Origin of the sequence: Dankookia sp. P2 (assembly GCF_050632255.1) — a bacterium.
Taxonomy (GTDB): domain Bacteria; phylum Pseudomonadota; class Alphaproteobacteria; order Acetobacterales; family Acetobacteraceae; genus Paracraurococcus.
Window position 1 is genome coordinate 5,148,885 of the sequence record NZ_CP192581.1, and the last position, 24,478, is coordinate 5,173,362.

Annotated in this window: 27 protein-coding genes and 6 pseudogenes; 12 read left to right on the top strand and 21 right to left on the bottom strand. The window is 71.8% G+C overall.

The window, feature by feature from the left end:
• Positions 1-82 precede the first annotated feature (82 nt).
• Together ACQ86J_RS30580 and ACQ86J_RS30585 are read left to right on the top strand one after the other, a co-directional pair.
• The gene (locus ACQ86J_RS30580) at positions 83-499 is read left to right on the top strand and encodes a rhodanese-like domain-containing protein (protein WP_431268458.1); all 417 of its coding nucleotides are present in this window, start codon (positions 83-85) and stop codon (positions 497-499) included.
• Positions 500-680: 181 nt separating this feature from the next.
• Positions 681-995, top strand: coding sequence for a DUF3237 domain-containing protein (locus ACQ86J_RS30585; protein WP_431268459.1), 315 nt, complete (start codon positions 681-683; stop codon positions 993-995).
• Here ACQ86J_RS30585 and ACQ86J_RS30590 read toward each other — a convergent pair.
• Both ACQ86J_RS30590 and ACQ86J_RS30595 read right to left on the bottom strand, forming a co-directional pair.
• Complete coding sequence (locus tag ACQ86J_RS30590) at positions 980-1,885, bottom strand: GGDEF domain-containing protein (RefSeq protein WP_431268460.1); 906 nt, start codon at positions 1,883-1,885, stop codon at positions 980-982. The genes ACQ86J_RS30585 and ACQ86J_RS30590 overlap by 16 nt on opposite strands.
• 129 nt (positions 1,886-2,014) lie before the next feature.
• On the bottom strand, positions 2,015-2,680 hold the full coding sequence (locus ACQ86J_RS30595; RefSeq protein ID WP_431268461.1) for an aldolase: 666 nt from the start codon (positions 2,678-2,680) through the stop codon (positions 2,015-2,017).
• A gap of 190 nt (positions 2,681-2,870) precedes the next feature.
• On the opposite strand from ACQ86J_RS30595, the pseudogene ACQ86J_RS30600 reads away from it, so the two are divergent.
• Positions 2,871-3,485: pseudogene (locus ACQ86J_RS30600) on the top strand (NAD(P)-dependent oxidoreductase); the annotation flags it as partial.
• 302 nt (positions 3,486-3,787) lie between these two features.
• On the opposite strand, the gene ACQ86J_RS30605 reads toward ACQ86J_RS30600, so the two are convergent.
• The 7 genes and pseudogenes from ACQ86J_RS30605 to ACQ86J_RS30635 form a co-directional block, all read right to left on the bottom strand.
• A complete protein-coding gene (locus tag ACQ86J_RS30605; protein ID WP_431272591.1) occupies positions 3,788-4,192 on the bottom strand; it encodes a tripartite tricarboxylate transporter substrate-binding protein in 405 nt (134 codons plus the stop codon).
• Positions 4,186-4,371, bottom strand: a complete 186-nt coding sequence (locus tag ACQ86J_RS30610; RefSeq protein ID WP_431272756.1) for a hypothetical protein — start codon at positions 4,369-4,371, stop codon at positions 4,186-4,188. Before ACQ86J_RS30610 ends, ACQ86J_RS30605 begins: the two co-directional genes overlap by 7 nt.
• Positions 4,372-4,462: 91 nt before the next feature.
• Positions 4,463-4,738 (bottom strand): annotated as a pseudogene (locus ACQ86J_RS30615) (tripartite tricarboxylate transporter substrate-binding protein); the annotation flags it as partial.
• A gap of 756 nt (positions 4,739-5,494) precedes the next feature.
• The gene (locus ACQ86J_RS30620; protein ID WP_431268462.1) at positions 5,495-6,607 is read right to left on the bottom strand and encodes an MBL fold metallo-hydrolase; all 1,113 of its coding nucleotides are present in this window, start codon (positions 6,605-6,607) and stop codon (positions 5,495-5,497) included.
• 693 nt (positions 6,608-7,300) lie between these two features.
• Positions 7,301-7,618 carry an ABC transporter permease subunit gene (locus tag ACQ86J_RS30625; protein ID WP_431268463.1) on the bottom strand — a complete coding sequence of 106 codons (318 nt, stop codon included), beginning with the start codon at positions 7,616-7,618 and terminating at the stop codon, positions 7,301-7,303.
• Between the two features lie 124 nt (positions 7,619-7,742).
• Positions 7,743-7,979, bottom strand: a complete 237-nt coding sequence (locus ACQ86J_RS30630) for a hypothetical protein (RefSeq protein ID WP_431268464.1) — start codon at positions 7,977-7,979, stop codon at positions 7,743-7,745.
• Positions 7,980-7,986: 7 nt separating this feature from the next.
• Positions 7,987-8,667 carry an amino acid ABC transporter permease gene (locus ACQ86J_RS30635; protein ID WP_431268465.1) on the bottom strand — a complete coding sequence of 227 codons (681 nt, stop codon included), beginning with the start codon at positions 8,665-8,667 and terminating at the stop codon, positions 7,987-7,989.
• Between the two features lie 83 nt (positions 8,668-8,750).
• On the opposite strand from ACQ86J_RS30635, the gene ACQ86J_RS30640 reads away from it, so the two are divergent.
• From ACQ86J_RS30640 to ACQ86J_RS30650, 3 genes are all read left to right on the top strand, one after another.
• Positions 8,751-9,020, top strand: a complete 270-nt coding sequence (locus ACQ86J_RS30640; RefSeq protein ID WP_431272757.1) for a hypothetical protein — start codon at positions 8,751-8,753, stop codon at positions 9,018-9,020.
• A gap of 72 nt (positions 9,021-9,092) precedes the next feature.
• Positions 9,093-9,335 carry a hypothetical protein gene (locus tag ACQ86J_RS30645; RefSeq protein ID WP_431272758.1) on the top strand — a complete coding sequence of 81 codons (243 nt, stop codon included), beginning with the start codon at positions 9,093-9,095 and terminating at the stop codon, positions 9,333-9,335.
• Positions 9,336-9,377: 42 nt separating this feature from the next.
• Positions 9,378-9,677 (top strand): hypothetical protein, encoded by a 300-nt coding sequence (locus tag ACQ86J_RS30650; protein WP_431272759.1) that lies wholly within the window; start codon positions 9,378-9,380, stop codon positions 9,675-9,677.
• On the opposite strand, the pseudogene ACQ86J_RS30655 reads toward ACQ86J_RS30650, so the two are convergent.
• The 6 genes and pseudogenes from ACQ86J_RS30655 to ACQ86J_RS30680 form a co-directional block, all read right to left on the bottom strand.
• Positions 9,651-10,223: pseudogene (locus ACQ86J_RS30655) on the bottom strand (amino acid ABC transporter ATP-binding protein); the annotation flags it as partial. The gene ACQ86J_RS30650 and the pseudogene ACQ86J_RS30655 sit on opposite strands and share 27 nt — an antisense overlap.
• Positions 10,109-10,975: a transporter substrate-binding domain-containing protein gene (locus ACQ86J_RS30660; protein ID WP_431268466.1), complete on the bottom strand. Its 867-nt coding sequence runs from the start codon at positions 10,973-10,975 to the stop codon at positions 10,109-10,111. The gene ACQ86J_RS30660 and the pseudogene ACQ86J_RS30655, both read right to left, overlap by 115 nt.
• Before the next feature lie 20 nt (positions 10,976-10,995).
• Positions 10,996-13,089 (bottom strand): porin, encoded by a 2,094-nt coding sequence (locus ACQ86J_RS30665; protein ID WP_431268467.1) that lies wholly within the window; start codon positions 13,087-13,089, stop codon positions 10,996-10,998.
• Between the two features lie 124 nt (positions 13,090-13,213).
• Positions 13,214-14,305 (bottom strand): S-methyl-5-thioribose-1-phosphate isomerase, encoded by a 1,092-nt coding sequence (mtnA, locus tag ACQ86J_RS30670; protein ID WP_431268468.1) that lies wholly within the window; start codon positions 14,303-14,305, stop codon positions 13,214-13,216.
• Between the two features lie 89 nt (positions 14,306-14,394).
• Positions 14,395-14,700 carry a glutathione S-transferase C-terminal domain-containing protein gene (locus ACQ86J_RS30675; RefSeq protein ID WP_431268469.1) on the bottom strand — a complete coding sequence of 102 codons (306 nt, stop codon included), beginning with the start codon at positions 14,698-14,700 and terminating at the stop codon, positions 14,395-14,397.
• Complete coding sequence (locus tag ACQ86J_RS30680) at positions 14,694-15,038, bottom strand: glutathione S-transferase N-terminal domain-containing protein (protein WP_431268470.1); 345 nt, start codon at positions 15,036-15,038, stop codon at positions 14,694-14,696. The genes ACQ86J_RS30675 and ACQ86J_RS30680 overlap by 7 nt, the downstream gene beginning before the upstream one ends.
• Positions 15,039-15,169: 131 nt before the next feature.
• On the opposite strand from ACQ86J_RS30680, the gene pal reads away from it, so the two are divergent.
• Complete coding sequence (gene pal, locus ACQ86J_RS30685; RefSeq protein WP_431268471.1) at positions 15,170-15,691, top strand: peptidoglycan-associated lipoprotein Pal; 522 nt, start codon at positions 15,170-15,172, stop codon at positions 15,689-15,691.
• 82 nt (positions 15,692-15,773) lie between these two features.
• Here the strand turns inward: pal and ACQ86J_RS30690 are convergent.
• Together ACQ86J_RS30690 and ACQ86J_RS30695 are read right to left on the bottom strand one after the other, a co-directional pair.
• Positions 15,774-16,302 (bottom strand): annotated as a pseudogene (locus tag ACQ86J_RS30690) (UPF0262 family protein).
• 134 nt (positions 16,303-16,436) lie between these two features.
• Positions 16,437-16,787, bottom strand: a pseudogene (locus ACQ86J_RS30695) (DUF983 domain-containing protein); the annotation flags it as partial.
• A gap of 89 nt (positions 16,788-16,876) precedes the next feature.
• On the opposite strand from ACQ86J_RS30695, the gene ACQ86J_RS30700 reads away from it, so the two are divergent.
• The 4 genes and pseudogenes from ACQ86J_RS30700 (at position 16,877) to ACQ86J_RS30715 (ending at position 20,669) form a co-directional block, all read left to right on the top strand.
• The gene (locus ACQ86J_RS30700) at positions 16,877-17,632 is read left to right on the top strand and encodes an aspartate/glutamate racemase family protein (RefSeq protein ID WP_431268472.1); all 756 of its coding nucleotides are present in this window, start codon (positions 16,877-16,879) and stop codon (positions 17,630-17,632) included.
• A 274-nt stretch (positions 17,633-17,906) separates the two neighbouring features.
• A complete protein-coding gene (locus ACQ86J_RS30705; protein WP_431268473.1) occupies positions 17,907-19,919 on the top strand; it encodes a PAS-domain containing protein in 2,013 nt (670 codons plus the stop codon).
• 17 nt (positions 19,920-19,936) lie between these two features.
• Positions 19,937-20,173, top strand: a pseudogene (locus tag ACQ86J_RS30710) (ATP-binding protein); the annotation flags it as partial.
• A gap of 112 nt (positions 20,174-20,285) precedes the next feature.
• Positions 20,286-20,669, top strand: coding sequence for a response regulator (locus tag ACQ86J_RS30715; RefSeq protein WP_431268474.1), 384 nt, complete (start codon positions 20,286-20,288; stop codon positions 20,667-20,669).
• Between the two features lie 40 nt (positions 20,670-20,709).
• Here ACQ86J_RS30715 and ACQ86J_RS30720 read toward each other — a convergent pair whose 3' ends face one another.
• A complete protein-coding gene (locus tag ACQ86J_RS30720) occupies positions 20,710-20,889 on the bottom strand; it encodes a hypothetical protein (protein ID WP_431268475.1) in 180 nt (59 codons plus the stop codon).
• A gap of 224 nt (positions 20,890-21,113) precedes the next feature.
• Positions 21,114-22,055 (bottom strand): calcium-binding protein, encoded by a 942-nt coding sequence (locus tag ACQ86J_RS30725; protein ID WP_431268476.1) that lies wholly within the window; start codon positions 22,053-22,055, stop codon positions 21,114-21,116.
• A 634-nt stretch (positions 22,056-22,689) separates the two neighbouring features.
• Between ACQ86J_RS30725 and ACQ86J_RS30730 the strand changes: the two genes are divergently transcribed.
• Positions 22,690-23,565 carry a Bug family tripartite tricarboxylate transporter substrate binding protein gene (locus ACQ86J_RS30730; RefSeq protein WP_431268477.1) on the top strand — a complete coding sequence of 292 codons (876 nt, stop codon included), beginning with the start codon at positions 22,690-22,692 and terminating at the stop codon, positions 23,563-23,565.
• 29 nt (positions 23,566-23,594) lie between these two features.
• Here the strand turns inward: ACQ86J_RS30730 and ACQ86J_RS30735 are convergent, their stop codons facing one another.
• Both ACQ86J_RS30735 and ACQ86J_RS30740 read right to left on the bottom strand, forming a co-directional pair.
• The gene (locus tag ACQ86J_RS30735) at positions 23,595-24,266 is read right to left on the bottom strand and encodes a class I SAM-dependent methyltransferase (RefSeq protein WP_431268478.1); all 672 of its coding nucleotides are present in this window, start codon (positions 24,264-24,266) and stop codon (positions 23,595-23,597) included.
• The gene (locus ACQ86J_RS30740; RefSeq protein ID WP_431268479.1) at positions 24,218-24,418 is read right to left on the bottom strand and encodes a hypothetical protein; all 201 of its coding nucleotides are present in this window, start codon (positions 24,416-24,418) and stop codon (positions 24,218-24,220) included. The genes ACQ86J_RS30735 and ACQ86J_RS30740 overlap by 49 nt, the downstream gene beginning before the upstream one ends.
• Positions 24,419-24,478: the final 60 nt, after the last annotated feature.

Below are 24,478 nucleotides of genomic sequence, written 5' to 3' on the forward strand. Positions count from 1 at the left end.
GGGCTTTGTCCGAAAACGCTCCGATTGCCCCTGCGCGCCGCCCGCTCCATGCTCCGCCCCCTACTGAGGAGCCCGTAGCCGCATGCCCGGCGTGCCCGACATCACCCCCGCCGAAACCTGGGAGGCGCTGCGCGCCGACCCCGATGCCGTGCTGATCGACGTGCGCACGGATGCCGAGTGGAATTTCGTCGGCTTGCCCGACCTGTCGGAGGCGGGGAAGCAGCCGCTGCTGATCCCCTGGCAGGTCTATCCCTCGATGCAGGTCAACGGCGCCTTCGCCGAGCACCTGCGGCGGGCCGGGCTGGCGCCGCAGAACAAGCTGTTCTTCATCTGCCGCTCCGGCGCCCGCAGCCTCTCGGCCGGGATGGCGGCGCAGGCGGAGGGCTTCCCGCACGCCTTCAACGTCGCCGACGGCTTCGAGGGGCCGGTGGATGCCGAGGGGCATCGCGGCAAGGTCGCCGGCTGGAAGGCCGATGGGCTGCCCTGGCGGCAGCGCTGACCGACAGGAAGGGAGAGAAACATGGCCACCACCCCGCTGCCGCTGAACAGCGAATTCCTGTTCCGCATGGTCCTGCATGCCGGCGCGCCGCAGATGGCGGCGACCTCCGGCGGCAAGGAACTGCGGGTGATCCCGGTCACCGGCGGGAGCTTCGAAGGGCCGTCGCTGAAGGGCGAAGCTGGTGCCCGGCACCACCGCCGACTGGCTGCGCTCGGAGCCCGACGGCACCTCGCACATGGATGTCCGGCTGGTGATGCGGACCGACCGCGGCCAGCATTTCTTCATGCAGTACAGCGGGGTGCGGCACGGCCCGCCCGAGGTGCTGGCGCGGCTCGGCCGGGGCGAGGCGGTGGACCCGGCGGACTACTATTTCCGCATCGCCATCCGCTTCGAGACGAGCGACCCGGAGCTCGCCTGGTTGAACCGGGTGCTAGCGGTCGGCGTCGGCCAGCGGCCGCCGGCAGGGCCGACCTACGACGTCTACGTGGTGCGGTAGGCGGGGGTCCGCCAGTTCGGGTCGACCCAGGCAAGGCCGGGCACCACCAGCGGGTCCGGCTCGCCCATGTCGATCACCACCCGGTCCCGCCCGCCGGCCTTGGCGCGGTAGAGCGCCCGGTCGGCGTCGCGGATCGCCTGGGCCAGCGCGGCTTCCGCCCCGTCGCCGCCGACCGGGGCGAGGCCGAAGCTGGCGGTGACCACGGCATCGCCGCCGGCCGGGTGCGGCACCTTGGCGCGCAGCGCCAGGCGCAGCCGCTCGGCCAGGGTCGCCGCCTCGGCCGGGGTGGTGAAGGGGAGGAGGACGGCGAATTCCTCGCCGCCCCAGCGCACCGGCAGGTCGCTGGCGCGCAGCACGCCGCGCAGCACGGCGGCGGCATGGCGCAGCACCTCGTCCCCCGCTGGGTGGCCGCAGGCATCGTTGATCGCCTTGAAGCGGTCGAGGTCGAGCAGCAGCAGGGTGGCGCCCTGGCCCTGGCGGCGCGCCGCGGCGAGCGGTGCGGTGACCTGGGCGAAGAAGCCGCGGCGATTGGCGAGGCCGGTGAGCGGGTCGGTCGCGGCAAGGGTCCGCAGCGCCTCCTGCGCCGCGTTGCGTTCATCGAGCGTGCGCAGCAGCAGCAGGCAGAAGATCGGCGCGAGCCCGTCGAAGACCAGCCAGACCCAGCTGCCGGGGCCCACCGGGTCGAGCGGCCGCGCCACGGCATTGTCCCAGATGTCGTAGGCCGACATCGCCGCCGGCAGCACCAGCAGCACGGTCCCGCACAGCGCCAAGCGCCGCGGCCGGGCGTCCAGCTGGCGGGTGAAGCGGGCGGCGGCCAGCGCGGCCATCAGCCATAGCCCGACCAGCACCACCCGCATGCCGATATACAGGAGCTCGCCGGAGCCGAGCATGTGTGTCAATCCGTGGAGGCGCACCTGATTTGTGCACTTACCGGTTCATAAATGCAAGCTGATCTACCGTCGATTGAGAGTTTTGCCGCATATCCGCGGCTGGTCCAGAAAACACGACACATGGGCCGGTCAGCCATGGTCATGCGTCTCGGCCGGCAGCTCCACCCCGAAATGGCTGACCAGGTCCTGCACCTGCGCCGGCGAGAGATAGCGGGGGTTGAGGTTGCGGAGCAGCAGGTAGAGCTTCGCCGTCTCCTCCAGCTCCTCGGTGGCGAAGACGGCGGCTTCCAGCGTGTCGCCGGCCACGACCGGCCCGTGGTTGGCCAGCAGGACCGAGCTGTAGCGCCCCGCCAGCCCGCGGATGGCGTCCGCGACGGCCGGGTCGCCCGGGCGGAAATAGGGCAGCAGCGCGGTCTGCCCGGCCTTCATCAGGTAGTAGGGCGTCATCGGCGGCAGCGCCGCGCGCGGGTCGATCTCCGGCAGCATGGTCAGCGCCACCGCATGGGTCGAGTGCAGGTGGACGATCGCCTGCGCCGCCCCGCGCGTCTCGTAGACCGCGCTGTGCAGCGGGATCTCCTTGGTCGGCTTGTCGCCGGAGACCAGCCGCCCCACCGCATCCAGCTTCGACAGCCGCGCCGGGTCGAGCCAGCCGAGCGAGGCATTGGTCGGCGTCACCAGCCAGCCGCCATCCTCGCACCGGACCGAGATGTTGCCGGAGGAGCCGGGGGTCAGCCCGCGTTCGAACAGCGAACGGCCGAAGCGGCAGATCGCCTCGCGCAGCCTGGTCTCGGACATCCTCGCCTCCATTCCCGTCGGCGGAGCATACCGCCCGGCGGGGGCCGGCCCCAAGACGCTGGCGCGCCGATCCGCTATCGAGGGCCATGGCAGGCGGCGCCGACCGCCCGCCGCCCAGGGAGGACCCCCCGAGATGACCACCAACCTGCCCCGCGTCGCCGTCATCGGCCTCGGCTCCATGGGCGCCGGCATGGCCGGGAGCTGCCTCCGCGCCGGGCTCGAGACCACGGGCACCGACGTGAACCCGGACGCCATCGCCCGCTTCGCCGAAGCCGGCGGCCGCGGCGCGCCCGATGCCGCGACCGCCGTGGCGCAGGCCGACATCGTCGTCTCGGTCGTCGTCAATGCGCAGCAGACCGAGGCCGTGCTGTTCGGGGAAGGCGGCATCGCGGAGGCCATGCGCCCCGGCGCGGTCTTCGTCTCCTCCGCCACCATGGACCCAGGCGTAGCCCGCCGCCTCGCGGCGCGGCTTGAGGCGACGGGGCGCCACTACCTCGACGCGCCGATCTCGGGCGGCGCGGCGCGCGCGGCCAAGGGCGAGCTGACCATCATGGCCTCCGGCACCCCGGACGCCTTCTCGGCCGCCCGCCCGGCGCTCGAGGCCATGGCGGTGAAGGTCTACGAGCTCGGCGACGCCGCCGGCACCGGCGCCGCCTTCAAGATGATCAACCAGCTGCTGGCCGGCGTGCACATCGCCGCGGCCTGCGAGGCGATGACGCTGGCGGCCAAGCAGGGGCTCGACCTGCGCAAGGTCTACGAGGTCATCACGGCGTCCGCCGGCAATTCCTGGATGTTCGAGAACCGCATGCCGCATGTGCTGGACGGCGACTACCGGCCGGCCAGCGCGGTCGAGATCTTCGTCAGGACCTCGGCATCATCCAGGACATGGCGCGGAGCGAACGCTACCCGGTGCCGCTCGCCGCGGCCTCGCTGCAGATGTACCTGGCGGCGGCCGGGGCGGGGATGGGGCGGGACGACGACAGCTCGCTGGCGCGGGTCTATGCGCAGCTGTCGGGGGCGGAGCTGCCGGAGCGGAAGCAGTAAGATCGGGGGAGAAGGTATTCTCCCCCGAGCCCCCTCATCTATTTCTGTGGGTTTGGCCGCCGGCTATTCGGGGCGGACGCCGAGGCGGGCGAACAACTTGAGCTGGCGGTCGCTCTCGGCGGCCATGTGCGCCAGCAGGGGCGGGCCTTCGAGGTCCAGGGGCAGGCAGCCCGCCGCCTGCAGGCGGGCGCGGGTCTCGGCCAGGGCGCGGACGCGGGTCACCGCCTCGGCGATGCGGGCCTGGATCGCCGGCGGCGTCGCGCGCGGGACCGCCACCGCCCACCAGGCGCCGATCCGCACCGCGGGATGGCCAAGCTCGGCGAATGTGGGGACATCCGGCAGCAGCGCGGCGCGCGCTTCCGTGGTGATGCCGAGGCCGCGCAGCCGGCCAGCGCCGATCTGCGCGCTGGCGCCGGCGAGGAAGCCGAAGCCGCAGTGCACCGCGCCGGTCAGCAGGCCGTTCAGCACCTCCGGCTCCCCCTTGTAGGCGACCGCGAGGGGCGATGCCGGCGCTCTCGGACAGCAGCGCCATCGAGAGGTTGGGCGCGCTGGCCAGGCCCGGAATGGCCATAGGCCAGGCCCTCGCCGCGCGCCTTGGCGAGCGCGACGAAGCCGGCGAGATCGGCGACGCCGAGCCCGGGCGGCACCAGCAGGATCAGCGGGCGCCTGGGCGGTGCCGGCGAGCGGCAGGACCTCCGCCACCTCGAACGGCACGGCGCGCTGCACCGCGGGCAGGACGGGCAGGTACTGGGCCATCATCATCAGCGTCTGGCCATCGGCCGGGGCGCGCAGCAGCGCCTCGGCGGCCAGGGCGCCGCCGGCGCCGGGGCGGTTCTCGACCAGGACGGGCTGGCCGAGGAGCTTCCCGTCAGCGCCGGGGCGAAGATGCGGGAGACGAGGTCGGGGATGGCGGAGGGCGGGAAGCCGACGAGGAGGCGGATGGGGCGCGAGGGTTGGGCGAGGGCGGGGGTGGCGAGGGGGAGGGCGAGGAGGGTGCGGCGGGGAGGGGGGCATCGCGAATTTCCAGCTCGTCTACTCAGCTATGACGTCGTGACCACGTTACTGGAAATGTCCGAGAAGGGCGGGAAGCAGGCATATTTACTTCCAGATCGAAATGCCTTCCTGGGCGATTGTGCGCTGCACAGCGTCCCGTGCTTCCAGCCGCCGTGCATGCGCAGTCCAGGTCGGGTACTGGCCTTGCATATCAATGTGCATCCGGTTCCCCCACCGGAAGAACACAAGCAGATAGGATCGACCACCGAGTATGTATCGCCGAGTGCGTACTGGCGACCATGCATCTTGTCCTCGACCAGAGCGAATGCCGATCGCAGGTGCTCCATGCCCCGTTCTATAAGCGAGCCGTGCATGGAAGCGTCGGGTACGAAGTAGTCCGTCTTCCATATCATCCGAACCGCAACTGCGTGGACGGCGCCCGACAGCCAGTTGGTCCACTCGACCGCGCGTACGATGCTGTCGGTGTCTGACCCCATGAGACCGGCAGCAGGGTTGGTCAGCCCGAGATGCAGAAGGATCGCGGGTGCCTCGGTCGAAGTAGGAACCCATCTGCGGTCAGCACGGGGATGCGGCCGCTTCGGATTGATCTGCCGGAACTCCGCAGACTTAGTCTCGGGGTGCCCAGCGGACATCATCACCGTCTTGTAGGGGACGCCTATTTCTTCAAGGACGATGTGTGGAGCGAAGGCGCTCGATCCGGGGGAGGCATGAAGAATATACATCGATTTCTTGCTCGAAGGCACGTTGTTAAGCGGATCACGTCCATAGCACGTCACGGATTGCGGCCACGCCAGCCGAACGTCCGCAGCGGGTTGGAAGCGGCTGTTCTGTCCCTACAGCAGCCTTACCCCGCCAGCTTCTTCCAAGCCCCCATCCCCCCTCCACATGGCACGCGTCTCGCAACCCCGCATCCTGCGCCGCCTGCACCGCCATCGCCGACCGCTCGCCAAACGCGCAGAAGAACACCAGCCGCTTCCCCGTCGCATGCGCCAGCTCGAACAGCATCCCGCCCGGCGCCAGGCTCTCCATCAGCCCGGGATAGGGCGCATGCAGCGCGCCGGGGATGCAGCCATGCCGCTCCCGCTCGCCGCGCTCCCGCAAATCCACCATCACCACGTCGCGCCGGCCGAGCATCGCCTGCGCCGCCCGCGCATCCACCGCCCAGCCGCGCTTCGCCACCTCCTCCTGGTGCAGGCCCTGGCGCATGTTCGCCGGCACCGCCACGTCCATCATCTTCGGGTTCGCCAGCTTGAGGCCCGCCATCAGCGCCTCGTATTCCTCCACGCTCTTCACCTGCAGCCGCGGGTTGTGCGCCCGCTCCTCGGCGATGGTGCTGACGCTGTCGCCCTTGTAGTCATGCGCCGGGAAGACCAGCGTCTCGTCCGGCAGCCGCAGCAGCCGGTTGAAGATGCTCTCGTACTGCGCTCGGGCACTGCCGTTCTGGAAGTCGCAGCGGCCGGTGCCGCGGATCAGCAGCGTGTCGCCGGTGAAGACCCGGTCCTCCAGCGTGAAGCAGTAGCTGTCGTCGGTATGCCCGGGCGTGTAGATGACGCCGAGGCTGATCCCCTCGATCGTCAGCCGGTCGCCGTCCGCGACGCGCATGGAGACGACATCGACCCCGCTCTGCTCGCCCATCACGGTGATGCATTTGGTGTGGTCGCGCAGCGCGCCGAGCCCGGTGATGTGGTCGGCATGCAGGTGGGTGTCCACCGCCTTGACCAGCCGCAGGTCCAGCTCCTCGATCAGCTTGAGATAGCGGTCCACCCGGTCCAGCACCGGGTCGATGATCAGCGCCTCCCCGCCATGCCGGCTGGCGAGCAGGTAGGTATAGGTGGAGGAGGTGCTGTCGAAGAGCTGGCGGAAGATCATCGGGCGACGCTCCCTCTGGCCATGTTTCGGCGGATCATGGCACGGCCGCGCGCCGCGGTCGCGCCTTCCGTCCTTGCCCCGGCGCCGCGCCGCCCCCACCCTTGGCGCAATACCCGGGGAGCCCGCCGATGACGGTCGCATGGCAGCACCAGCTCCGCCTCCATCTGCCGGAGGAGATGGCCGAGGCCGGCTTCGCCGCCCCGGCGCTGCAGCCGCTGGCCGCGGCGCTGGCGGCGCAGGACGCGGTGCCGGTCAGTCAGCTCTCTGCCTTCGAGGCCTACCTGGCCGAGGTCACGGACGAGGCCGACCCGCTGGCCCGCTGGACCCGCGCGACCCTGGCCGACCCGGCGAAGCGGCGGAAGCACGCGGCGTCCTTCGCGCTGCGGATCGGGGAGGGAAGTCTACCCGCCCGCCGAGGCCGACGCGCTGGAGGCGGCGCTGCTGCCGCTGCTGGCGGGGCTGCCGGTCCGCCTCTCCCGCCACGACACCAACCCGGCCACCAACCTGCCGATCCTCGCCGGAGCACCGCGGCTGAAAGGAAGGCCGGGGAGAAGGTATTCTCCCCGGACCCCTCATCTATTTTTCCGAGGTCTAGCACCTCGCCGCGCGGCGGCACCCGACCCACAAAAGGGAAGGGTGGGGCTTGGGGAGGGAACACCTGTTTCCCACCCCAACCTTCCCTTGTGTCCCGCCTCAGCGCCCGCTGGCGAGCTGCCGGTTCTCCAGCCGGCTCAGCAGCCGCACCACCGGCCAGAGCAGCAGGAAATAGATCACCGCCGCGGCCATGATCGGCGTCGCGTTGTAGGTCACGCTCTGCGCCTGGCGGGCCTGGAACAGCAGCTCCGGCAGCGCCACCACGGAGGCGATGGAGGTCAGCTTGACCACCTCCAGCGTGTTGCTGATCAAATCCGGCAGCACGTTCCGCACCGCCTGGGGCAGGACGACATAGGCCATGGTCTGCCACCGCGTCAGGCCGGTGCTGCGCGCGGCCTCCTGCTGGCCGCGCGGCACGCTCTCGATCCCGGCCCGCAGGACCTCCCGTAATAGGCGCCGGTATTGAGGAAGAAGCCGATGGCGACCGCGCCGATCGCCGAGACCTCGAGCCCGGCGAAGGGCAGGCCGGCATAGACGAAGATCAGCAGGACGAGGGGGGCAGGGCGCGGAACAGGTCCACCCAGGCCATCAGCGGCCAGCGCACCAGCGGATGCCGCACGGTGGACAGCAGCGCCAGGATGATGCCGCCGGCCAGCCCGAGCGGCACGACGATGACCGAGAGCAGCAGGGTCATCTTGAAGCCCTGCCAGAGGATCGGCCAGGCCTGCTCGAGGATCTCGAGCGAGAAGAAGGCGAGGAGGAAGTCGTCCAGGGTCATGCCCGCGTCACCTCTTCCACGCGAAGCGCGTCTCGATCCAGCGGCCGAGGATGACCACCGGGACGAACAGCACAACATAGGCCGCGGCGCCCAGCGTCAGCGGCGTCGGGTTGAAGCTGAAGGACACGCCGGCCTGCGCCGCGCCGAGGATCTCGGAGACCGCGACGACCGAGCCCAGCGCCGTGCCCTTGGTGATGGCGATGGTCCGGTTGGTCAGCGGCGGGATCACCATCCGCACCGCCTGCGGCAGCACCACCCAGCCCAGGGTCTTCAGGAACGAAAGCCCGGTCGAGCGCGCCGCCTCCCATTGCCCCTTCGGCGTCGCGGTGATGCCGGCCCAGAAGATCTCCTCGGAGAAGGCCATCAGCACGCAGGACAGCGACAGCCAGGTCGCGGCGAAGCCGGACAGCGACATCCCCGCCGCCGGCAGGCCGAAATAGAGGAGGGCGATGATGACCAGGGGCGGCAAGGCACGGAACAGGTCGACCACGAAGATGATCAGCCAGTTCAGCGGCCGGATCCCGAAGGCCCGCACCACCGCCAGCAGCAGCCCCGCGACCAGCCCGGTGGCGATCACGCACAGCGCCAGCACCACCGTCAGCACGAAGCCGTCGGCGATCTTCGGCAGGTAGTCCCAGGCAACCCGGGCGTTGAAGAAGGAGTTGAGGAAGCGGTCCCAATTGCTCATGCCGCGCCCCCCGCCACGTCATGCTTGCCGGGCGCCGTGCCACGGGTGCAGACGGGGACGTATCGCCGAAGGATCGTGCCTCGATGCCGCCAGCCACCCGCCCCGCCCTCGCGCTGCTCGCCCTGCTGCTCGGCGCTGCCGCCCCGCCGCCGGAGGCCGAGCGCGCCGTCCCGGGCGGCCGCGATGGCTTCGTCAGCGACGGCGCCGGCGGCTGCTGGCTCTGGGTCGGCGGCCTGAGCGCCGAGACGCGCGACCTGACCGCCACCTGGACCGGCCCCTGCCCGGAGGGCCCGGCCGAGGGCGAGGGCCGCGCCGTCACTCCTGGCGGGAGGCCGGGCGGGAGAAGCAGATGATCTACGAAGGCCCGCTCCGCCGCGGCAAGGCGGAGGGCACCGGCCGCCTCTCGCACTACGAGGCCGGCGAGCTTGCGGGTGCAGGAGGAGGGCGCCTATCACGAGGACCGCTTCACCGGCGGCCGCTTCTCCGTCCCCGCCGCCGGGCTGGTCTATGAGGGCGGCTGGTTCCTCAGCGGCCCGCATGGCCAGGGCCGGCTCAGCATCGACGGCAAGGTCTTCGAGGGGAAGTGGGAGCTCGGGTGCCTCCGCGCCGGCAATGCTTGGATCGCCTTCACCCGCGCGCCGAAGAGCTGCGACAGCCCGGCTACCTGACCCCTGGGCACCTGACGCCATCAGTGGCGCTCGATCTGGCCGATGAAGGCCCGGGTGCGCTCGTGCTGCGGGGCACCGGAAGATGGCCGCCGGCGGTCCCTGCTCGACGATCATGCCATCCGCCATGAACACCACCCGGTCGGCGGCGGCGCGGGCGAAGGCCATCTCGTGGCTGACCACGACCATGGTCATGCCGTCCTTCCGCAGCTCGCGCATCGCCTGCAGCACGCCGCCGACCAGCTCGGGGTCGAGCGCCGAGGTCGGCTCGTCGAACAGCATGACGCGGGGCTCGAGCGCGATGGCCCGGGCGATGGCGACGCGCTGCTGCTGCCCGCCGGATAGCTGGCCCGGATAGTGGTCGGCCCGGTCGGCGAGGTCGACCCGCGCCAGCGCAGCCCGGGCCCGCTCGGCCGCCTCGGCCTTCGGCTTGCCCTGCACCTTGCGCAGCGCCAGCGCAACGTTCCCGAGCGCGGTCATGTGCGGGTAGAGGTTGAAGGACTGGAAGACCATCCCGATCCGCTGCCGTGCGGCGTTGATGTCGGTGCGGCGGTCCAGCATGTCGATGCCGTCTACCGTGATGATGCCGGCGGAGGGTTCCTCCAGCCGGTTCAGGCAGCGCAGCAGGGTGGACTTGCCCGACCCGGATGGGCCGATGACGAAGACCAGCTCGCGCTCCGCCACCACCAGGTCCACGCCCTTGAGGACATGGAGCTGGCCGAACTGCTTGCGGATGCCGCGCGCCTCGACGATCGGGCGCGCGGCGGGCGCCGCCGTCACGAGCAGGCGGCAGTGTTCGGCTTCTCGTCGTAGCCGGGCAGGCCGGGCGGGCCGAAGCCGGGGAAGACCACCCGCTCGGCGTCGTCCTCCTTCGGCTCGGCGCCGAACCACTTCTTCGACAGGGCGGCGATGGTGCCGTCCTTCTTCAGGCACTCGATCACCTGCTCCACCTGGTTGCGCAGCGCGCCGCTGTCCTGGCGGAAGGGCGTCGCCCAGTGGAAGCGGGTGCCGGGCAGGCTGAAATCGGCGACGTATTGCGGGGTGCGCGACGCGCTGTACTTGATGACAGTATTGCCCGACAGGTTGGCATAGGCGCGGCCCTGGATCACCGCCTGCGCCGCATCCGCCTGGCTGTCGAAGGCAAGCAGCGTAAGGTTCAGCCGCTCGGCGTTCCGGGTCACCCATTGCTCGTAGGGGGTGCCCTTGTTCACGCTGATCGCCTTGCCGCGCAGGTCCTCCTCGGACTTGATCGGCGGGGTGCCGCGCTTGATGCCGGACTGCAGCTCGGTCCAGAGATAGCCCTCGGTGAACAGCAGGTTGGCGGCGCGCTCCGGCGTCACCGTGGTCGGGGCGCAGAGGAAGTCGTAGCGCCCGGCATTCAGCGCCGGGATCAGGCCGGAGAAGCTGGCCGAGGTGATCTCGAGCGGCCGGCCCAGCTTCTTCGCCACCGCGTCGAAGAGGTCGATCTGGAAGCCCTGCACGCCACCCTGCAGCGAAGGGAAGGCATGCGGCGCAAAGGTGCCGTCGACGCCGCAGCGCAACGGCGGCTGCCCCGAGCCGGCAGCCCCCACGGTGATGGTCTGCGCCCCGGCGACCGAGGCGAGGCCGGCGGTGAGCGTGAGGGCGGCAAGCAGCAGGCGCATAGGGTCTGGGCTCCGGCGGTCTATCGTTGCCGGCAGCCTCCCGCATCCATCGCGGCGGCGCAATCGGCCCCGGGCGCGGCTTCGGCCCGTCCGGGACCGCGGACTGGCTGCCGCTTGGGCGCCGGCGCGTCCGGCTGCTCAAGGGCTGCGCATCGCGTCCGGATGGCACGTGCCACAGAATTGCCCCACCTCCGGCCCCTTCGCGCCCAGCCCTGGGTGTTCAAGGGGCAGGCCGGACGCTTCGCACCGGCCCGGATGCCGCCGGAACGTCGAAGGACAGGACTCATGCAACGCATTGCCTGCGCGCTGATCGGGAGCGCCCTGGTCGTGATCACCGCCCTCGTCGCACTGCTGCTGAGCGACGCGTTGGCCCCCGGCCGGGTGCCGCCAATGCTGGCCTTCTGGGCCGCCTGCGGCGCCGGACTCAGTTTGGTGGGCGGGCTGGTTCTGCTGGAATGGGCCGGCGGGGCATCCGCCTCGCCCCACGCCTCCCTCGGCTTGCCCGATCTCGGCTGATCCGGCCCGGGGTCCATCAGAAGGCCATCTGCGTCCGCAGCCCGAGGGTATGAAAGCGGTCGCCGATCTGCTGCGTGCCGGCGGCGTTCAGCCGGTTCACGTTGACGATGTTCCAGTCGAACATGAAGCGCAGATAGTCCGTGGGGTACCAGGACAGGCCGAGCCCGACCACCTCCTGCCGCCCGCCATAGACGCCGCCGGTCGCGGTCTGCGCCAGGCCTCGGGTGACCTTGTCGTTCAGGTCGGCGACGCTGTAGCGCGCCATTAGCTCCCAGGCGCCCCAGCCGCCACCATGGAAGTCGAAGGCATGCACCGGGCTGGGCCGGCCGAAGGCGCCCACAGCGGTGCTGTAGCGTCGCGGCTCGCCGGTCATCACCCGAGCTCGCCTCGACATAGCCGCCGTCGAAGGTCAGGTCGGGCCGGAGCGCGCCGCGCGCCTGGGCCTGTTCCAGGCTGATCCGCTGGTATTCGCCCTGCAGCATGAAGTTGCGCCAGCGCAGACCGGCCTCTGGACCCCAGGTGCCGGCATGGTCGGCCGAGATGCTGCCGGTATCGATCAGCCGGGTGGAGGGATCGCCGGCGCGCCATTCCGGCCGGTCGCGCAGCCGCAGCGCCTGCCCGTCCGACTGTCGCCGCAGATCGAAGGCATAGGAACCGGTGAAGCCGAGATGCAGGTCGGTATCGGCATCGGCATAGGGGCGGCCCGCGACCCGGCCGACGAAGCCGGTCTGGCCGCTGGTCGCCTGGGTGTTGTTCGAGCCATAGCTGTCGCCGGTGAAGTAGCCGGCGGCGAACCAGCGGTCGGCGGCCCAGCGCCCGCCGACCGAGGCGCGGCTGTCACCGGCGACGATGTTGCGCGAGATTTCCATGATGCTCGGCCGCTCGAGGAACAGGAAGTCGTTCGAGCTCATGGAATCAGCCAGGCCGTAATAGGGCTTGTAGTAGCCGAAGGTCAGCGCCAGCGGCTTGACCGGGGTCCAGGTCAGGTTGGCCTCGTACAGCGTCGGCGAGCCGTCGGGCGAGCCACCGAAGTCGGGCGTCACGCTCAGCAGCAGGTCATCGTACTTGAAGCCGAAGAACAGCCGGCCGCGGCGGAGATTCTCGCCGAAGCTGTTTAACTTCGGCGCGCCCGCGGGGCGGTCGCCCTGCAGGGCGCCGCCGATGTCATACTGGAATTGGGCGCCGAGATAGGCGCTGAAGCGGCCATCGGCGGAGGTGATGGTCGGCCGGTTGTTCGGCAGGCCGAAGCGCACCTGGTCGGCCGGCGGCTGCGCGGTCAGGCGCGGCGCGGCCTCGGGCTGGCGCTGCGCGGTTTCCACCTGGCGCTGCGTGGTGTCGACCCGGCGCTGCGCGGCCTGGGCCTCGGCGCGGGCCTGCGCGGCGTCCCGCTTGGCCAGCCGAGTTTCGCTTTCGCGCGCCTGCATCTCGCGGCGCATCCTGCCCAGCTCGGATTGCAGCGAGCGGATCTGCCGCTCGATCGCCTCCATCCGCGCGGCGTCCTGTGCGCGGGCCGGCGGTGCGGTGAGGATCAGGGCGAGGCTCAGCCCTATCGTGCCGACGGCGAGCCGGGCTTCGGCACGAGGCGTGGTGGTGGCCATCGGTCGTCCTCTCCGCAATCCTGCTGAGAAGACATTCTGCCCGCTCCCGGTTGCCGGGACCTCGGGCTGATTCGGTCGTTTCCGTGACCTTGCGGCAGCGGCGCGCCAGGCCGGCGCCTGGGGCTCAGCCGGCCTCGGGGTAGAGCCCGCGCAAACCCCCGGCGGAGGCCTCGCAGCGGCCGCGTTCGGTGATCAGCCCGGTGACCAGCCGGGCGGGCGTCACGTCGAAGGCCGGGTTTGCGGCGGGGCTGCCCTCGGCGGCAACGCGGATGGTCTCGAGCCGTCCATCGGCGGTGCGGCCGGTCAGGTCGGTGACCTCGGTCTCGGCGCGCTCCTCGATCGGGATCTCGGCGACACCGTCGCCGACCCGCCAGTCGATGGTCGAATGCGGCGTCGCCACCCAGAAGGGGATGCCGTTGTCGCGCGCCGCGAGCGCCTTCAGGTAGGTGCCGATCTTGTTGGCGACGTCGCCCTGCCGCGTCACGCGGTCGGTGCCGACGATGCAGATATCGACCTCGGCATGCTGCATCAGGTGGCCGCCGGCATTGTCGGCGATGACGGTATGCCGCACGCCGTGCTTGCCGAGCTCGAAGGCGGTCAGCGCCGCGCCCTGGTTGCGCGGCCGTGTCTCGTCCACCCAGACATGGACCGGGATGCCGGCGTCATGCGCCTGGTAGATCGGCGACAGGGCGGTGCCGTAATCCACCGTCGCCAGCCAGCCGGCGTTGCAGTGGGTGAGGACATTCACCGTCTCGCCGGGCTTGCGGGCGGCGATCTCCTGCAGCAGCGGCAGGCCGTTCGCGCCGATGCGGCGGCAGGTCTCGGCATCGTCGTCGGCGATGGCCAGCGCCTCGGCATAGGCGGCCGCCACGCGGTCGCCCGCGGGCAGGTTGTGCAGCCGGGCGCGCATGCGGTCGAGCGCCCAGCGCAGGTTGATGGCGGTCGGCCGGGTCTCGCCCAGCATCGCCACCGCGCGGTCGAGCGCCTCGGTGGAGGCGTCCGCCCGCAGCGCCAGGGCCACGCCATAGGCGGCGACCGCGCCGATCAGCGGCGCCCCGCGCACCTGCATCGAGCGGATGGCATGCGCCACCTGCCCGGCATCGGTCAGCCGGAGGATGTCGAGCTGCCAGGGCAGCTTCGTCTGGTCGAGGATGCGGACGGACCAGCCATCCGCATCCACCCAGACGCTGCGATAAGGGGTGCCGTCGATCTTCATGGCCGGTCAGATGCGGCGGCGATGCCCGAAAGTAAACCCGCGCCCCGTGGAGGGCGGCGGCGGCCGGGGCCAGGCGGCTCCCCGGCCGCTCAGGTCAGGAGCAGCGGCATCCCCGGGTCGCCTTTCGCCATGGCGCGCTGATAGCCTTCCCGCGCCGCGATCCTCTGCAGGTAGGCCAGGATGCCCGGATAGGGCGAGAGGTCGAGCGGCGCGAAGTACCGCATCGTCGTCAGCGGGAAGCCCATCATGATGTCGGCGGCGGTGAATTCCTCGCCCGCCAGCCAGGGCACCGCCGCCACGCGGGAATCGAGGAAGCGCAGCGCGCGGTCCAGCCGCTCCTCCGCCGCCTGCCGCACCGGGTTCTCCGGCTGAACCTGCAGCCGGCCGATCAGCATCCGCCGGCTCCATCGCCGGCTGCAGGGATCCGTTGGCCTCGTGCAGCCAGTAGAGGAAGTCGGGATAGCCGGGATGGTCCGGCGTCAGAACCAGCCGGCCGCCGCCATGCCGGGCGAGGATGTACTCCACGCAGGCACCGGATCTCGGCCAGCACCATGGCTCCCTCAGTGATCACCGGGGCGGAGCCGATCGGGTGCAGCGCCCTCAACGCCGGCGGCGAGAGCATGGTCCGGGCGTCGCGGACATGGTGCTTCAGGTCGTAATCGAGCCCGAGCTCCTCGCAGAGCCAGACGATGCGTTCCGATTGCGACTTGCCCAGGTGGTGCACGGTCAGCATGGCATCTCCTCCGGCTTCGTTGATCCGGCTTGCACCGCCGGGGCCGGTGGAGGCAAGCCTTGGGATGGGGGCCGGCCCGATTCGGGGCATCCGATTGCAGCGGCCCATCCTTACGGAAGCGAGATATTGCCATGAAGTTCGCCCCCGCCGCGGCCCTGGTGCTCGGCCTCCTGGCCGCCGCATGTTCGGACAGCACCGATACCGCCAGTACCGGCAATGCCGCGGCCGATCCGAACGGTGCCGCGGGTTCCGCCCTGGGCGGCACCGCCGGCGGCTTGCGGGCCGGCGCCGGCCAGCCCGGCAGCCAGGAAGACCTGGCCGCGACCGCCGGCGACCGGGTCTACTTCGTCACCGATAGCGCCTCGGTCGGTGCCGACCAGCGGCCGGTGCTGCAGCGCCAGGCGCAATGGCTGGGGCAGTACCGCCAGGTGCAGGCAGTGATCGAGGGCCATGCCGACGAACGCGGCACGCGGGAGTACAACCTGGCGCTCGGTCAGCGCCGGGCGAATGCGGCGCGCGACCTGCTGGTCAGCAACGGCGTCGCCGGGTCGCGGCTGCGGACGATCAGCTACGGCAAGGACCGGCCGGCCGAACTCGGCTCGAACGAGGAGGCCTGGGCGCGGAACCGGCGCGCGGTGACGACTGTCCAGTAGGCGGAACCGGGGGACGGTGGTCTCCCCGGCCTTCTCCCGGCGGTGGCGTTCCGGCTCGGACCGTGGCGGGGTTCGGAACGGCTCAGATCCGCTGGTGCAGCGCGCAGACCAGGGTGAAGAGCCGCCGCGCCGTCTCGAAGTCGAGACCGATCCGGCCCTCAAGCCTCGCGGTCAGCAACTCGGCCCCCTCGTTGTGCAGGCCGCGGCGGCCCATGTCGATTGCCTGGATCCGCGCCTCGTGCCCGCCTTCCGCCACCACCTGCTCATGGCTCGCGACGATCATGTGGTAGTCCTTGATCAGCCGTCGGAACGGCCCTAGCGCGAGGACCACCGCACGCACCGGCCTGTCCAGCGCGTCACGGATGTCGAAGACAAGCCGGCCGTCGCGGACGCAGAGGTGCAGCGCGAAGGGGCCGCCGGGCACGCCGGTCGGGTCGAAGCGGTTCTCCCCCAGCAGGTCGGCCACGGCTTGGCGCCGGTCGGCCTCGGCATAGAGCCGAGAGCAGCGCGGTCGCATCCGGCAGCACGATGTTCTCCAGCCGCCGCAGCGCCGGGTCTTCCTCGGGCAGTGCCACGTCGCCGCCGGATGCGGGCCGCGTCCGGTCAGGCATGCGGGGCACGCGCCGCGGCCTCCCGCTCGGCCTCGGCCTCCTGCTCCTGCGCGACAGAATCCGAGCGTGCTCATCCACCCCACCACCGCGCCCTTGATGGGCCGCAGCAGCAGTGTGCAGATGATCGCGAAAAGCGGCAACCAGACCACCATGTGCAGCCACATGGGCGGCTCGTAGACCTTCTCCACCCAGAGCACGCCGGGCACCAGGATGTGGCCGGCCAGGAAGATGGTGAAGTAGGGCGGCGCGTCATCCGCCCGCAGCAGGCCGAGCGGCGCATGGCAGTTGCTGCATTCCCGCGTCACCGTCAGGTAGCCGGAGAATACCCTGCCGACGCCGCAAAAGGGGCAGCGATTGGCGAGGCCCCGCCGCACCGCGACCCAGAGCGGCGGTGTGCCGGTCGCGACCGTGCCGGTGGCCAGGGGGCCAGTGGCCAGGCTGCCGGTGGCCGGCGTCGTGACGGCGCCTTCGGGGGTCCAGCGCATGATGTGGTCTCCTGGCCGGTGTGCCGGCCTTGTCCGGGTGGTGGCGTAGTCACTGGCGTCTTGTGCGATGCAATATCGGCCCGCAACCCATGCCGGTTCAGCGCCGCGGCGCCGCCCCGCGTTCCCTGCCAGGGCCACCGCCGGGGAAGGGCTGCCGCGGGGCTTGCGCGCCCACAAGCGGGAAGGCAAGGCTCCGGCATGTCCCGCCGCATCCTGGTCATCAACCCGAATGCCTCCCTGGCCTGCACCCAGGGCATCGCCGCCGCCCTGGCGCCGCTGCCGCTGCCGCCCGGCCTGTCGCTGGAGGTGACGCACCTGGCCGAAGGCCCCCGGCCATCGCCAGCTGGGAGGACTGGCACAGCGTCGCCCTCCCGCTCTGTCGCCTGGTCGAGCGCGAAGCCGCCGCGGCCTATGTCATCGCCTGCGTCTCCGACCCGGGGCTCGAGGCGGTGCGGGCGGCGACCCGCCGGCCGGTGCTCGGCATGTTCCGCTGTGCCGTCGCCGCCGCCGTGACCCGGGCCGAGCGCTTCGGCATCATCGGCTTCGTCGCCGCCAGCCAAGCCCGACAGCGCCGCGCCCTTCAGGGCATGGGGCTCGAATCCCGCCTCGCCGCCTGGGAGCCGCTCGACCTGCCGATGGAGGTGCTCTGCGATGCCCAGGCGCCGCGGCAGCGGATCGCCGCCGCCGCCCGCCGGCTGGCGGAGCAGGGGGCGGAGGCGATCATCCTCGGCTGCACCGGCTTGGCCGGCCATGCCGCGTTGGCCGCCGAGGCATCAGGCCTGCCCGTCATCGAGCCCTGCGAGGCCGCCGGCGCCCTGGCGCTGCTTGCCGCGCTGCGGCCCTGACCGGCGGGGCGCTGCCGGTAGCGTGCCGAGGCGACGCGCCCAAGGGTTGCATTTCCCGCCGCGCCGCACTCCTTTTCGGGTCATGCCACCAGCCGCCCTAGCCCTTTTTCCACCTGCTGGGCCGCCGCGAGGCCGTCCCTCGCTGGGACGGCGGCTCAGCCCGGCGGCGGGGCGCGGATGCTGACCGGCATCCGGGCCGGCCTCACCGCCAGTGCGCTCGGCATCGCCGCGGCGGTGGTGCTGCTCGCCTGGGGCGGAATCGGCCTGTCGATCCATGCCGAGTACCGGGCCGCCACTGAAGCGGCCTTCCGCGACACCGCCAACATGGCCCGCACGGTCGAGGCGCAGATCGCCGGGCGAGATCGAGGCGATCGACGCCAGGCTGCGCTTCGCCCAGATGCTGTACGAGCGGGACGGGGGAGCCTTCCGCTTCGGCGCCTGGAGCGGCATCGACCCGCGCGGCGACATCGCCGCCGGCGTGGTGGTCGGGCCGGACGGCAAGGCCCTGGTGGATGCCGGCGGGCTGGCGCGGGACGCCGCCGACCGGCTGGGCCGCGACACCCTGCGGGCCCATCCGGAGGCGCCACAGGAGGACCGGCTGCAGATCGGCGCGCCGATCCGCCCGCAGGGCCTCGACCGTAGCCTGCTGGTCTTCTCCCGCCCGCTGAGGCGCGACGGGGCGCCGGCCGGGGCGGTGCTGCTCGGGGTCGATGCCGGGAGCTTCTCGCGGCTCTATCTCAGCCTCGACATTGGCCAAGGCGTCATCGCCCTGATCGGCTTCGACGGCATCATCCGCGCCTGGGCCCCAAATCCCGAGGAGGGGGTCGGCCGGCAGCTGCCGCGCCCGCCCGCGGCGCAGATCCGCCAGGGCGCGCCGCAGGTCTCCCGCCGCATGGTCAGCGCGGTGGACGGCGTCGAGCGCTTCACCACCCTGCGCCGGGTCGCCGGGCAGGACCTGCTGGTCTCGGTCGGCCTGCCGGCGGCGGAGGTGCTTGCTCCGACCTGGGCCGATGCCCGGCGGCAGGCCGTCTTCGGTGCGCTGCTGACCCTGCTGGTCGGCGTCGTCACGGTCATGCTGGCGCAGAAGCGCCGCGCCGCCGGGCAGGCGAGGGCGGTGCTGGAGGCCGCGGTCGGCCATATCGGCCAGGGCATCCTGATGGTCGATCCGGCCGGCCGCGTCGCACTGGTGAATGCCCGGGCGATCGAGCTGCTCGGCCTGCCGCCCGGCCTCGCGGTGCCGGGTCGGCCGCTGCGCGACATCATCGCCTGGCAGACCGCGGCCGGCGAGTTCGGCGGCGCGCCGCCGCCCGAGACCCGCTACCGCAGCCTCTCGGCCGCGCCCGGCGCGCCGCCGGACATCCACGAGCGGGTACGGCCGAACGGCACGGTGCTGGAGATCCGCACCGAGCACCTGGCCGATGGCAGCCATGTCCGCACCTATACGGACCTGACCGCGCCGCGCCGCGCGGCCGAGAGCATCGTCGAGGCGCGCGACCGGGCGCTGGCGGCTGAGGCGGCGCTGGCGGCGACGGTCGAGAACGTGCCGCATGGCGTGCTGATGGTGGATGCCGGGAACCGCGTCGTGGTGCTGACCCGCCGGGCGCTTGAGATGCTCGACCTGCCGGCGGAACTCGGCCGGCCGGGCACCGATGTGCAGGAGCTCTACCAGCTGCAGGTCGCCCGCGGCGACCTGGCCCAGGCGCCGGATATCGGCGGCGGCACCCGTATGGCGCTGGCCGCGCGGCCGGCCGTCATCCCGACTTATGAGCGCACGCTGCGCAACGGCCGGGTGATCGAGGTGCGCAGCACGGTGCTGCCGGATGGTCGCGCGGTCCGCACCTATACCGACGTGACCGAGCGCCGCGCCGCGGCCGAGGCCCAGGAGGCGGCACGGCTGGCGGCCGAGGCGCATGCGCGGTCGCGTACCGAGTTCCTCGCCATGGTCAGCCACGAGCTGCGCACCCCGCTGAACGCGGTGATCGGGCTGTCCGGGCTGCTGCTGGAGCAGGGACTGCCCGAGCCGCAGGCGCAGCACCTTCGGCTTATCCGCGAGGCGGGCGACCACCTGCTGGCGCTGGTCAACGACATCCTGGACGTCACCCGGCTGGAGCGCGGCCAGCTGCCGCTGCAGGAGGAGCCCTTCGACCCGCGCCAGACCTTCGGCGCGGCGGTGCAGCTGATGCGGCGCCAGGCGAGGAGAAGGGGCTGGCGCTGCGCCTGCAGGTCGCCGCGGCGGTGCCGCAGCGCTTGGTCGGCGATGCGGCGCGGCTGCGCCAGGTGCTGCTGAACCTCCTTGGCAATGCGGTGAAGTTCACCGATGCCGGCAGCATCGAGGTGACGCTGACAGCAACCGAGGCGTCGCGCGAGGGCATGGTGCGGCTGGGGCTGTGCGTGGCGGATACCGGGATCGGCATCGCGCCGGAGGCGCAGGCGCGGCTCTTCGACGCTTTCGTGCAGGCCGACAGCGGCGCCGCCCGGCGCTTTGGCGGGGCCGGGCTGGGGCTGGCGATCTGCCGCATGCTGCTGGAACGCATGGGCGGCGGCATCGCAGTCGAGAGCGCGGCGGGCCGCGGCAGCCGGTTCCGCTGCGAGGTGACGCTGCGCCGAGCCGCGCCCGTCGCGCCGCCGGCCGAGGCGGGGCCGGCCGCTACGCGTGCTGGTCGCGGAGGACATCCCGGCCAACCGGCTGCTGATCACCCATACCCTGCAGCGGCTCGGCCATGTGGTGGAGGCGGTGGGGAACGGGGCGGAGGCGTTGGCGGCGGTGCACGCGGCCGGGGCGGCCGCGCCCTTCGACCTGGTGGTGGTGGACATGATGATGCCGGTGATGGATGGGCTGGCGGCGACCCGGGCGATCCGTGCCCTGCCGCCCCCGACTGGCCGCGTCCCAGTCATCGCGCTGACCGCGCACGGCTCGTCGGAGGCGGAGGCGGATTGCCGCGCCGCCGGGGCGGACCGCTTCGAGACCAAGCCGATCGGCCCGGATGCGCTGCGGGCGGCAATCGCCGCGGTGCTGGAGGCGCGGGCCGCGGGCTAGGGCGGGGCCGCTCCAAAGGGGGCTGGCCGCCCGGGTGGGCTCAGCGCTGCGGGTTGCGGCCGCCGCCGGTCGCGGCGCGCTCGCCGCCGGTGATCGGCGCGCCGGCTTCCTCCGGCCGGCCGACATCGGGCTGGAGGACCGGCGGTCGGCCTCGATCGCGCTGGTGGTCGGGGTGGCGGCAGGGGACGCGGCGCGGCCGCCGCGCCGGCCTCGGCCGCACGGTCCTGCCGGATCTCCTGCTGCAATTGGCGGGAGGCCTGTTCCGGCCGGGGTCTCGGCGAGGCTGGTCCGGGCCCGGGCGAGGAGCGCCGCGGCGAGGAGGAGGAGGAAGGCGAGCAGCGGCGGTCGGCGCATGGCGGGTGGATCTCCCGGCGCCATGGGCGGCGCCCGCAGGCGCAGCGCGCCGGCCCCCTGCGGTTGCCGGCGCGCCTCGCCAGGCGCGGCTCAGACGATCTTCACCCAGTTGGTCAGGTGCGCCAGGAAGTCGTCCTTGCCGACGCCATCCAGGCGGATGCTGTCCTCGCCGATCTTGATCGTGGTGTGGCTGGCATCGCCGGAGACGTATTGCGCGACGTCGCGGGCGTTGTTGATGCCGGAGTTGTTGATGTTGGCGGTCAGCCAGATCTGGTCGGCCTTGCTGAAATCGGCGATCCGGTCGTCGCCGAAGCCGCTGTCGAACAGGAAGGTGTCGCTGCCGTTGCCGCCTCCCATGGTGTCATTGCCGGCGCCGCCGATCAGCGTGTCGGCGCCTTCGCCGCCGAGCAGCAGGTCCTCACCGCTGCCGCCCATCAGCCAGTCGTCGCCAGTCCCGCCATCCAGTCGGTCGTTGCCTATACCGCCGTCCAGGATATCGTTGCCGGCATCGCCCCAGAGCGTGTCGTTGCCGATATCGCCGATGAGCGAGTCCGAGCCTGCGCCGCCATGCACCGCATCGTCGCCAATACCGGCATAGACGGTGTCGTCGCCGTTGTCGCCGGAGATGGTGTCGTTGCCGCTCTCGCCGACCAGCCAGTCGTTGCCGTCGCCGCCCGAGATGCTGTCGTCGCCATCGCCGCCCAGGATGATGTCGACGCCGGCATCGCCATAGAGGGTGTCGTCGCCTTCACCGCCGACCAGCAGATCCGCACCGGCGCCGCCATGCACCACATCGTCGCCGCTCCCGGCGTAGACGGTGTCGTCGCCCTTGTCGCCGGAGATGGTGTCGTCGCCGCTGCCGCCGACCAGCCAGTCGCTGCCGTCGCCGCCCGAGATGCTGTCGTCGCCCTCGTCGCCGTTGATGGTGTCGTCGCCCTTGCCGCCCAGGACGGTGTCGTCGCCGAGGCCGCCCGAGAGCCAGTCGTTGCCGTCGCCGCCATCGACCTTGTCGTTGCCGATGTAGCCGTACATCGTGTCGTTGCCGCCACCGCCGGCCAGGTCGTCGATTGCCGTAGGCGCCGAAGATGTAGTCGGCGCCCGAGCCCGAGATGACGGTCAGATCGAAGGCGTCGAGATGGCCGTCGATGATGTTCCCGGCCGTATGATGGGACAGGTCCAGCACCGTCCCGGCCGAGACGATCTGGTAATAGGCACTCAGGTTGTTCGGGATGTCATCGAGACCGACGATCGGTCCGGATCCGATGACCGATGCGAAATCACCCATGATTGGCAGCCTCCGCCAGGAGAGCCCGCGCGAGGCGCGAGCAAGGCCTGCTTTTCACAACCGTTTGCTGACTGAATCTTAACAAAACAACCTAGGGTTGCTGTGTCTGATACACCTATGGGTTGATTCAAGAAAATATTTTAAGGTGTTGCGGTTGTCGACACTAAGCCGGGTCGGCAATATGCCCCGCCCGGGCCCGTCGGGCGGCCCTGCCGTCGCCGTCCCGGATCGATCCTCCGGACCGCCGCTTGCCCGGCCCGCCGCCCTCCGGCATCAGGAGGCCATGACGCACACTACCCGCCGCGCGGTCCTCGCGCTCGCCGCCGCCCGCTCGCCGCGCCCGCGCTGGCGCAGGGCGACTTTCCCAACCGGCCGCTCAAGATGGTGATCCCCTTCCCGCCGGGTGGCGGCAGCGACATCCTCGGCCGCCTGCTCGCCCAGCGGATCGGCGAGGCGCTGGGCCAGCCCGTGGTGCCGGAGAACCGCTCCGGCGCCGGCGGCAATATCGGTACCGATGCGGTCGCGAAGGCACCGCCCGACGGCTATACCCTGGTCACCGTCTTCAACACCATCGTGGTCAACCAATTCGTCTATGCGAAGCTGCCCTTCGACCTGAAGCGTGACCTGCTGCCGATCGCCAAGGTGGCGCTGGCACCGACGCTGATCTGCGGCGGGCCGAAGCTGCAGGCCCGTGACCTGCGGGAGGTGGTGGAGATCACCCGGCGCAGCCCCGGCCTGCTCAACCACGGCACCCCCGGGCTCGGCACCATCACCCATGTCAGCGCCGAGCTGATGGACGCCATGTCAGGCGGCAAGCTGACCCATGTGCACTACCGCGGCACCGGCCCGGCGGTGACCGCCTGCGTCAGCGGTGAGGTCGAGCTGGTCTCGGCCCCGCTCTCCGCCGTGGACGAGCTGGTCAAGGCCGGCCGGCTGCGGGCGCTCGGCAACCTCGCCGGCCAGGACAGCCCGCTTATGCCGGGCGTGCCGACCGTGGCGGCGGCTGCCGGCCTGCCCGGCTATGCGGTGGACAACTGGGGCGCCATCCTCGCCCCGGCCGGCCTGCCGGAGCCGATCCGCGTCAAGCTCGAGGCGGCCGCCCGCCAGGCGGTGGACACGCCCGAAGGCCGCGCCGCGCTCGCCGCGCGCGGGATCGAGTCGAGCTTCGCCGATGGCGCCACGGTCGCCCGCATCATCGAGGAGGACGGCCGGCGCTGGGAGCCGGTGATCCGCAAGGCAGACATCCGGGTGGAATAGCCGGGGACTCACGCCCCGGACCGGCCGCGTCAGCCGCGCGCCTCGGCCACCAGCGCCTGGATCGGCGTGGCGAGCGGCCCCTCGCCATACCGGGCGGCGATCGCCCGCGTCGCCGCCTCTGTCGCTCGCGCCGGGCCTTCCGGGTCCCGCGCCTCGAGCTCCGCCCGCAGCGGCGAACCCCGGCAATAGCCAATAGCCGCCTCGCGGGCGGAGGCCGAGCGCCAGGTCGCCGGCACCGTCTCGATGCGGATCTCGCCGAACCCCGCCGCGGCGAGATCGGCGCGCAGCACCGCCGGGTCATGATGGCCGAAGGGCGCGCGGCCGATGAAGCCGGGCGGGTCGGCGGGCCAGAGCGCCGCCACCGCGTCCTGGATCAGCGCCGCCACCGGGTTCAGCGCCAGCCGGTCCCAGAGGCTGAGCAGGTAGCGCCCGCCCGGTCTCAGCACCCGCCGCGCCTCGGCGTGGCCGCGCCGCCGGTCGGGGTAGAACATGGCGCCGAACTGGCAGACCACGGCATCGAACGCTGCATCGGGGAAGGGCAGGGCCAGTGCATCGGCCTGGCGGAAGGTCACGGGGGCGAGCGCCGGCTTGCGCGCGGCGCAGTCCAGCATGGCCTGATTCAGGTCGGTCGCGGTGACGGCGACTGCCGGTGTCAGCCCGGCGACCAGGGCCGCGGTGGCGAGGCCGGTGCCCGCCGCCACCTCCAGCACAGCGCGCCGCCGCGCAGGTCGGAAAGGCGACGTGCGACCACCTCGGCATGCGGGCCGAACATCGCGGCGCCGAGGCAGCGGTCGTAGGTCTCCGGGATTGAGCCAGTGAAGCCTGTATCGTCCGCCATCATCCCCTCCCGCACCGGCATGTCCTCGAGGTGAAGCCGTGGCGACGCGGATTGCGGCGGGATTGCCGGCACACG

Coding starts and splice junctions, on each gene's coding strand:
- ACQ86J_RS30580 (WP_431268458.1), top strand. CDS start 83: ATGCCCGGCGTGCCCGACATCACCCCCGCCGAAACCTGGGAGGCGCTG.
- ACQ86J_RS30590 (WP_431268460.1), bottom strand. CDS start 1,885: ATGCTCGGCTCCGGCGAGCTCCTGTATATCGGCATGCGGGTGGTGCTG.
- ACQ86J_RS30595 (WP_431268461.1), bottom strand. CDS start 2,680: ATGTCCGAGACCAGGCTGCGCGAGGCGATCTGCCGCTTCGGCCGTTCG.
- ACQ86J_RS30620 (WP_431268462.1), bottom strand. CDS start 6,607: ATGATCTTCCGCCAGCTCTTCGACAGCACCTCCTCCACCTATACCTAC.
- ACQ86J_RS30630 (WP_431268464.1), bottom strand. CDS start 7,979: ATGACCCTGGACGACTTCCTCCTCGCCTTCTTCTCGCTCGAGATCCTC.
- ACQ86J_RS30635 (WP_431268465.1), bottom strand. CDS start 8,667: ATGAGCAATTGGGACCGCTTCCTCAACTCCTTCTTCAACGCCCGGGTT.
- ACQ86J_RS30640 (WP_431272757.1), top strand. CDS start 8,751: ATGCCGCCAGCCACCCGCCCCGCCCTCGCGCTGCTCGCCCTGCTGCTC.
- ACQ86J_RS30650 (WP_431272759.1), top strand. CDS start 9,378: ATGAAGGCCCGGGTGCGCTCGTGCTGCGGGGCACCGGAAGATGGCCGC.
- ACQ86J_RS30660 (WP_431268466.1), bottom strand. CDS start 10,975: ATGCGCCTGCTGCTTGCCGCCCTCACGCTCACCGCCGGCCTCGCCTCG.
- ACQ86J_RS30665 (WP_431268467.1), bottom strand. CDS start 13,089: ATGGCCACCACCACGCCTCGTGCCGAAGCCCGGCTCGCCGTCGGCACG.
- mtnA (WP_431268468.1), bottom strand. CDS start 14,305: ATGAAGATCGACGGCACCCCTTATCGCAGCGTCTGGGTGGATGCGGAT.
- ACQ86J_RS30675 (WP_431268469.1), bottom strand. CDS start 14,700: ATGCTGATCGGCCGGCTGCAGGTTCAGCCGGAGAACCCGGTGCGGCAG.
- ACQ86J_RS30680 (WP_431268470.1), bottom strand. CDS start 15,038: ATGCTGACCGTGCACCACCTGGGCAAGTCGCAATCGGAACGCATCGTC.
- pal (WP_431268471.1), top strand. CDS start 15,170: ATGAAGTTCGCCCCCGCCGCGGCCCTGGTGCTCGGCCTCCTGGCCGCC.
- ACQ86J_RS30700 (WP_431268472.1), top strand. CDS start 16,877: ATGCCGGTTCAGCGCCGCGGCGCCGCCCCGCGTTCCCTGCCAGGGCCA.
- ACQ86J_RS30705 (WP_431268473.1), top strand. CDS start 17,907: ATGCCGAGTACCGGGCCGCCACTGAAGCGGCCTTCCGCGACACCGCCA.
- ACQ86J_RS30725 (WP_431268476.1), bottom strand. CDS start 22,055: ATGTACGGCTACATCGGCAACGACAAGGTCGATGGCGGCGACGGCAAC.
- ACQ86J_RS30730 (WP_431268477.1), top strand. CDS start 22,690: ATGGTGATCCCCTTCCCGCCGGGTGGCGGCAGCGACATCCTCGGCCGC.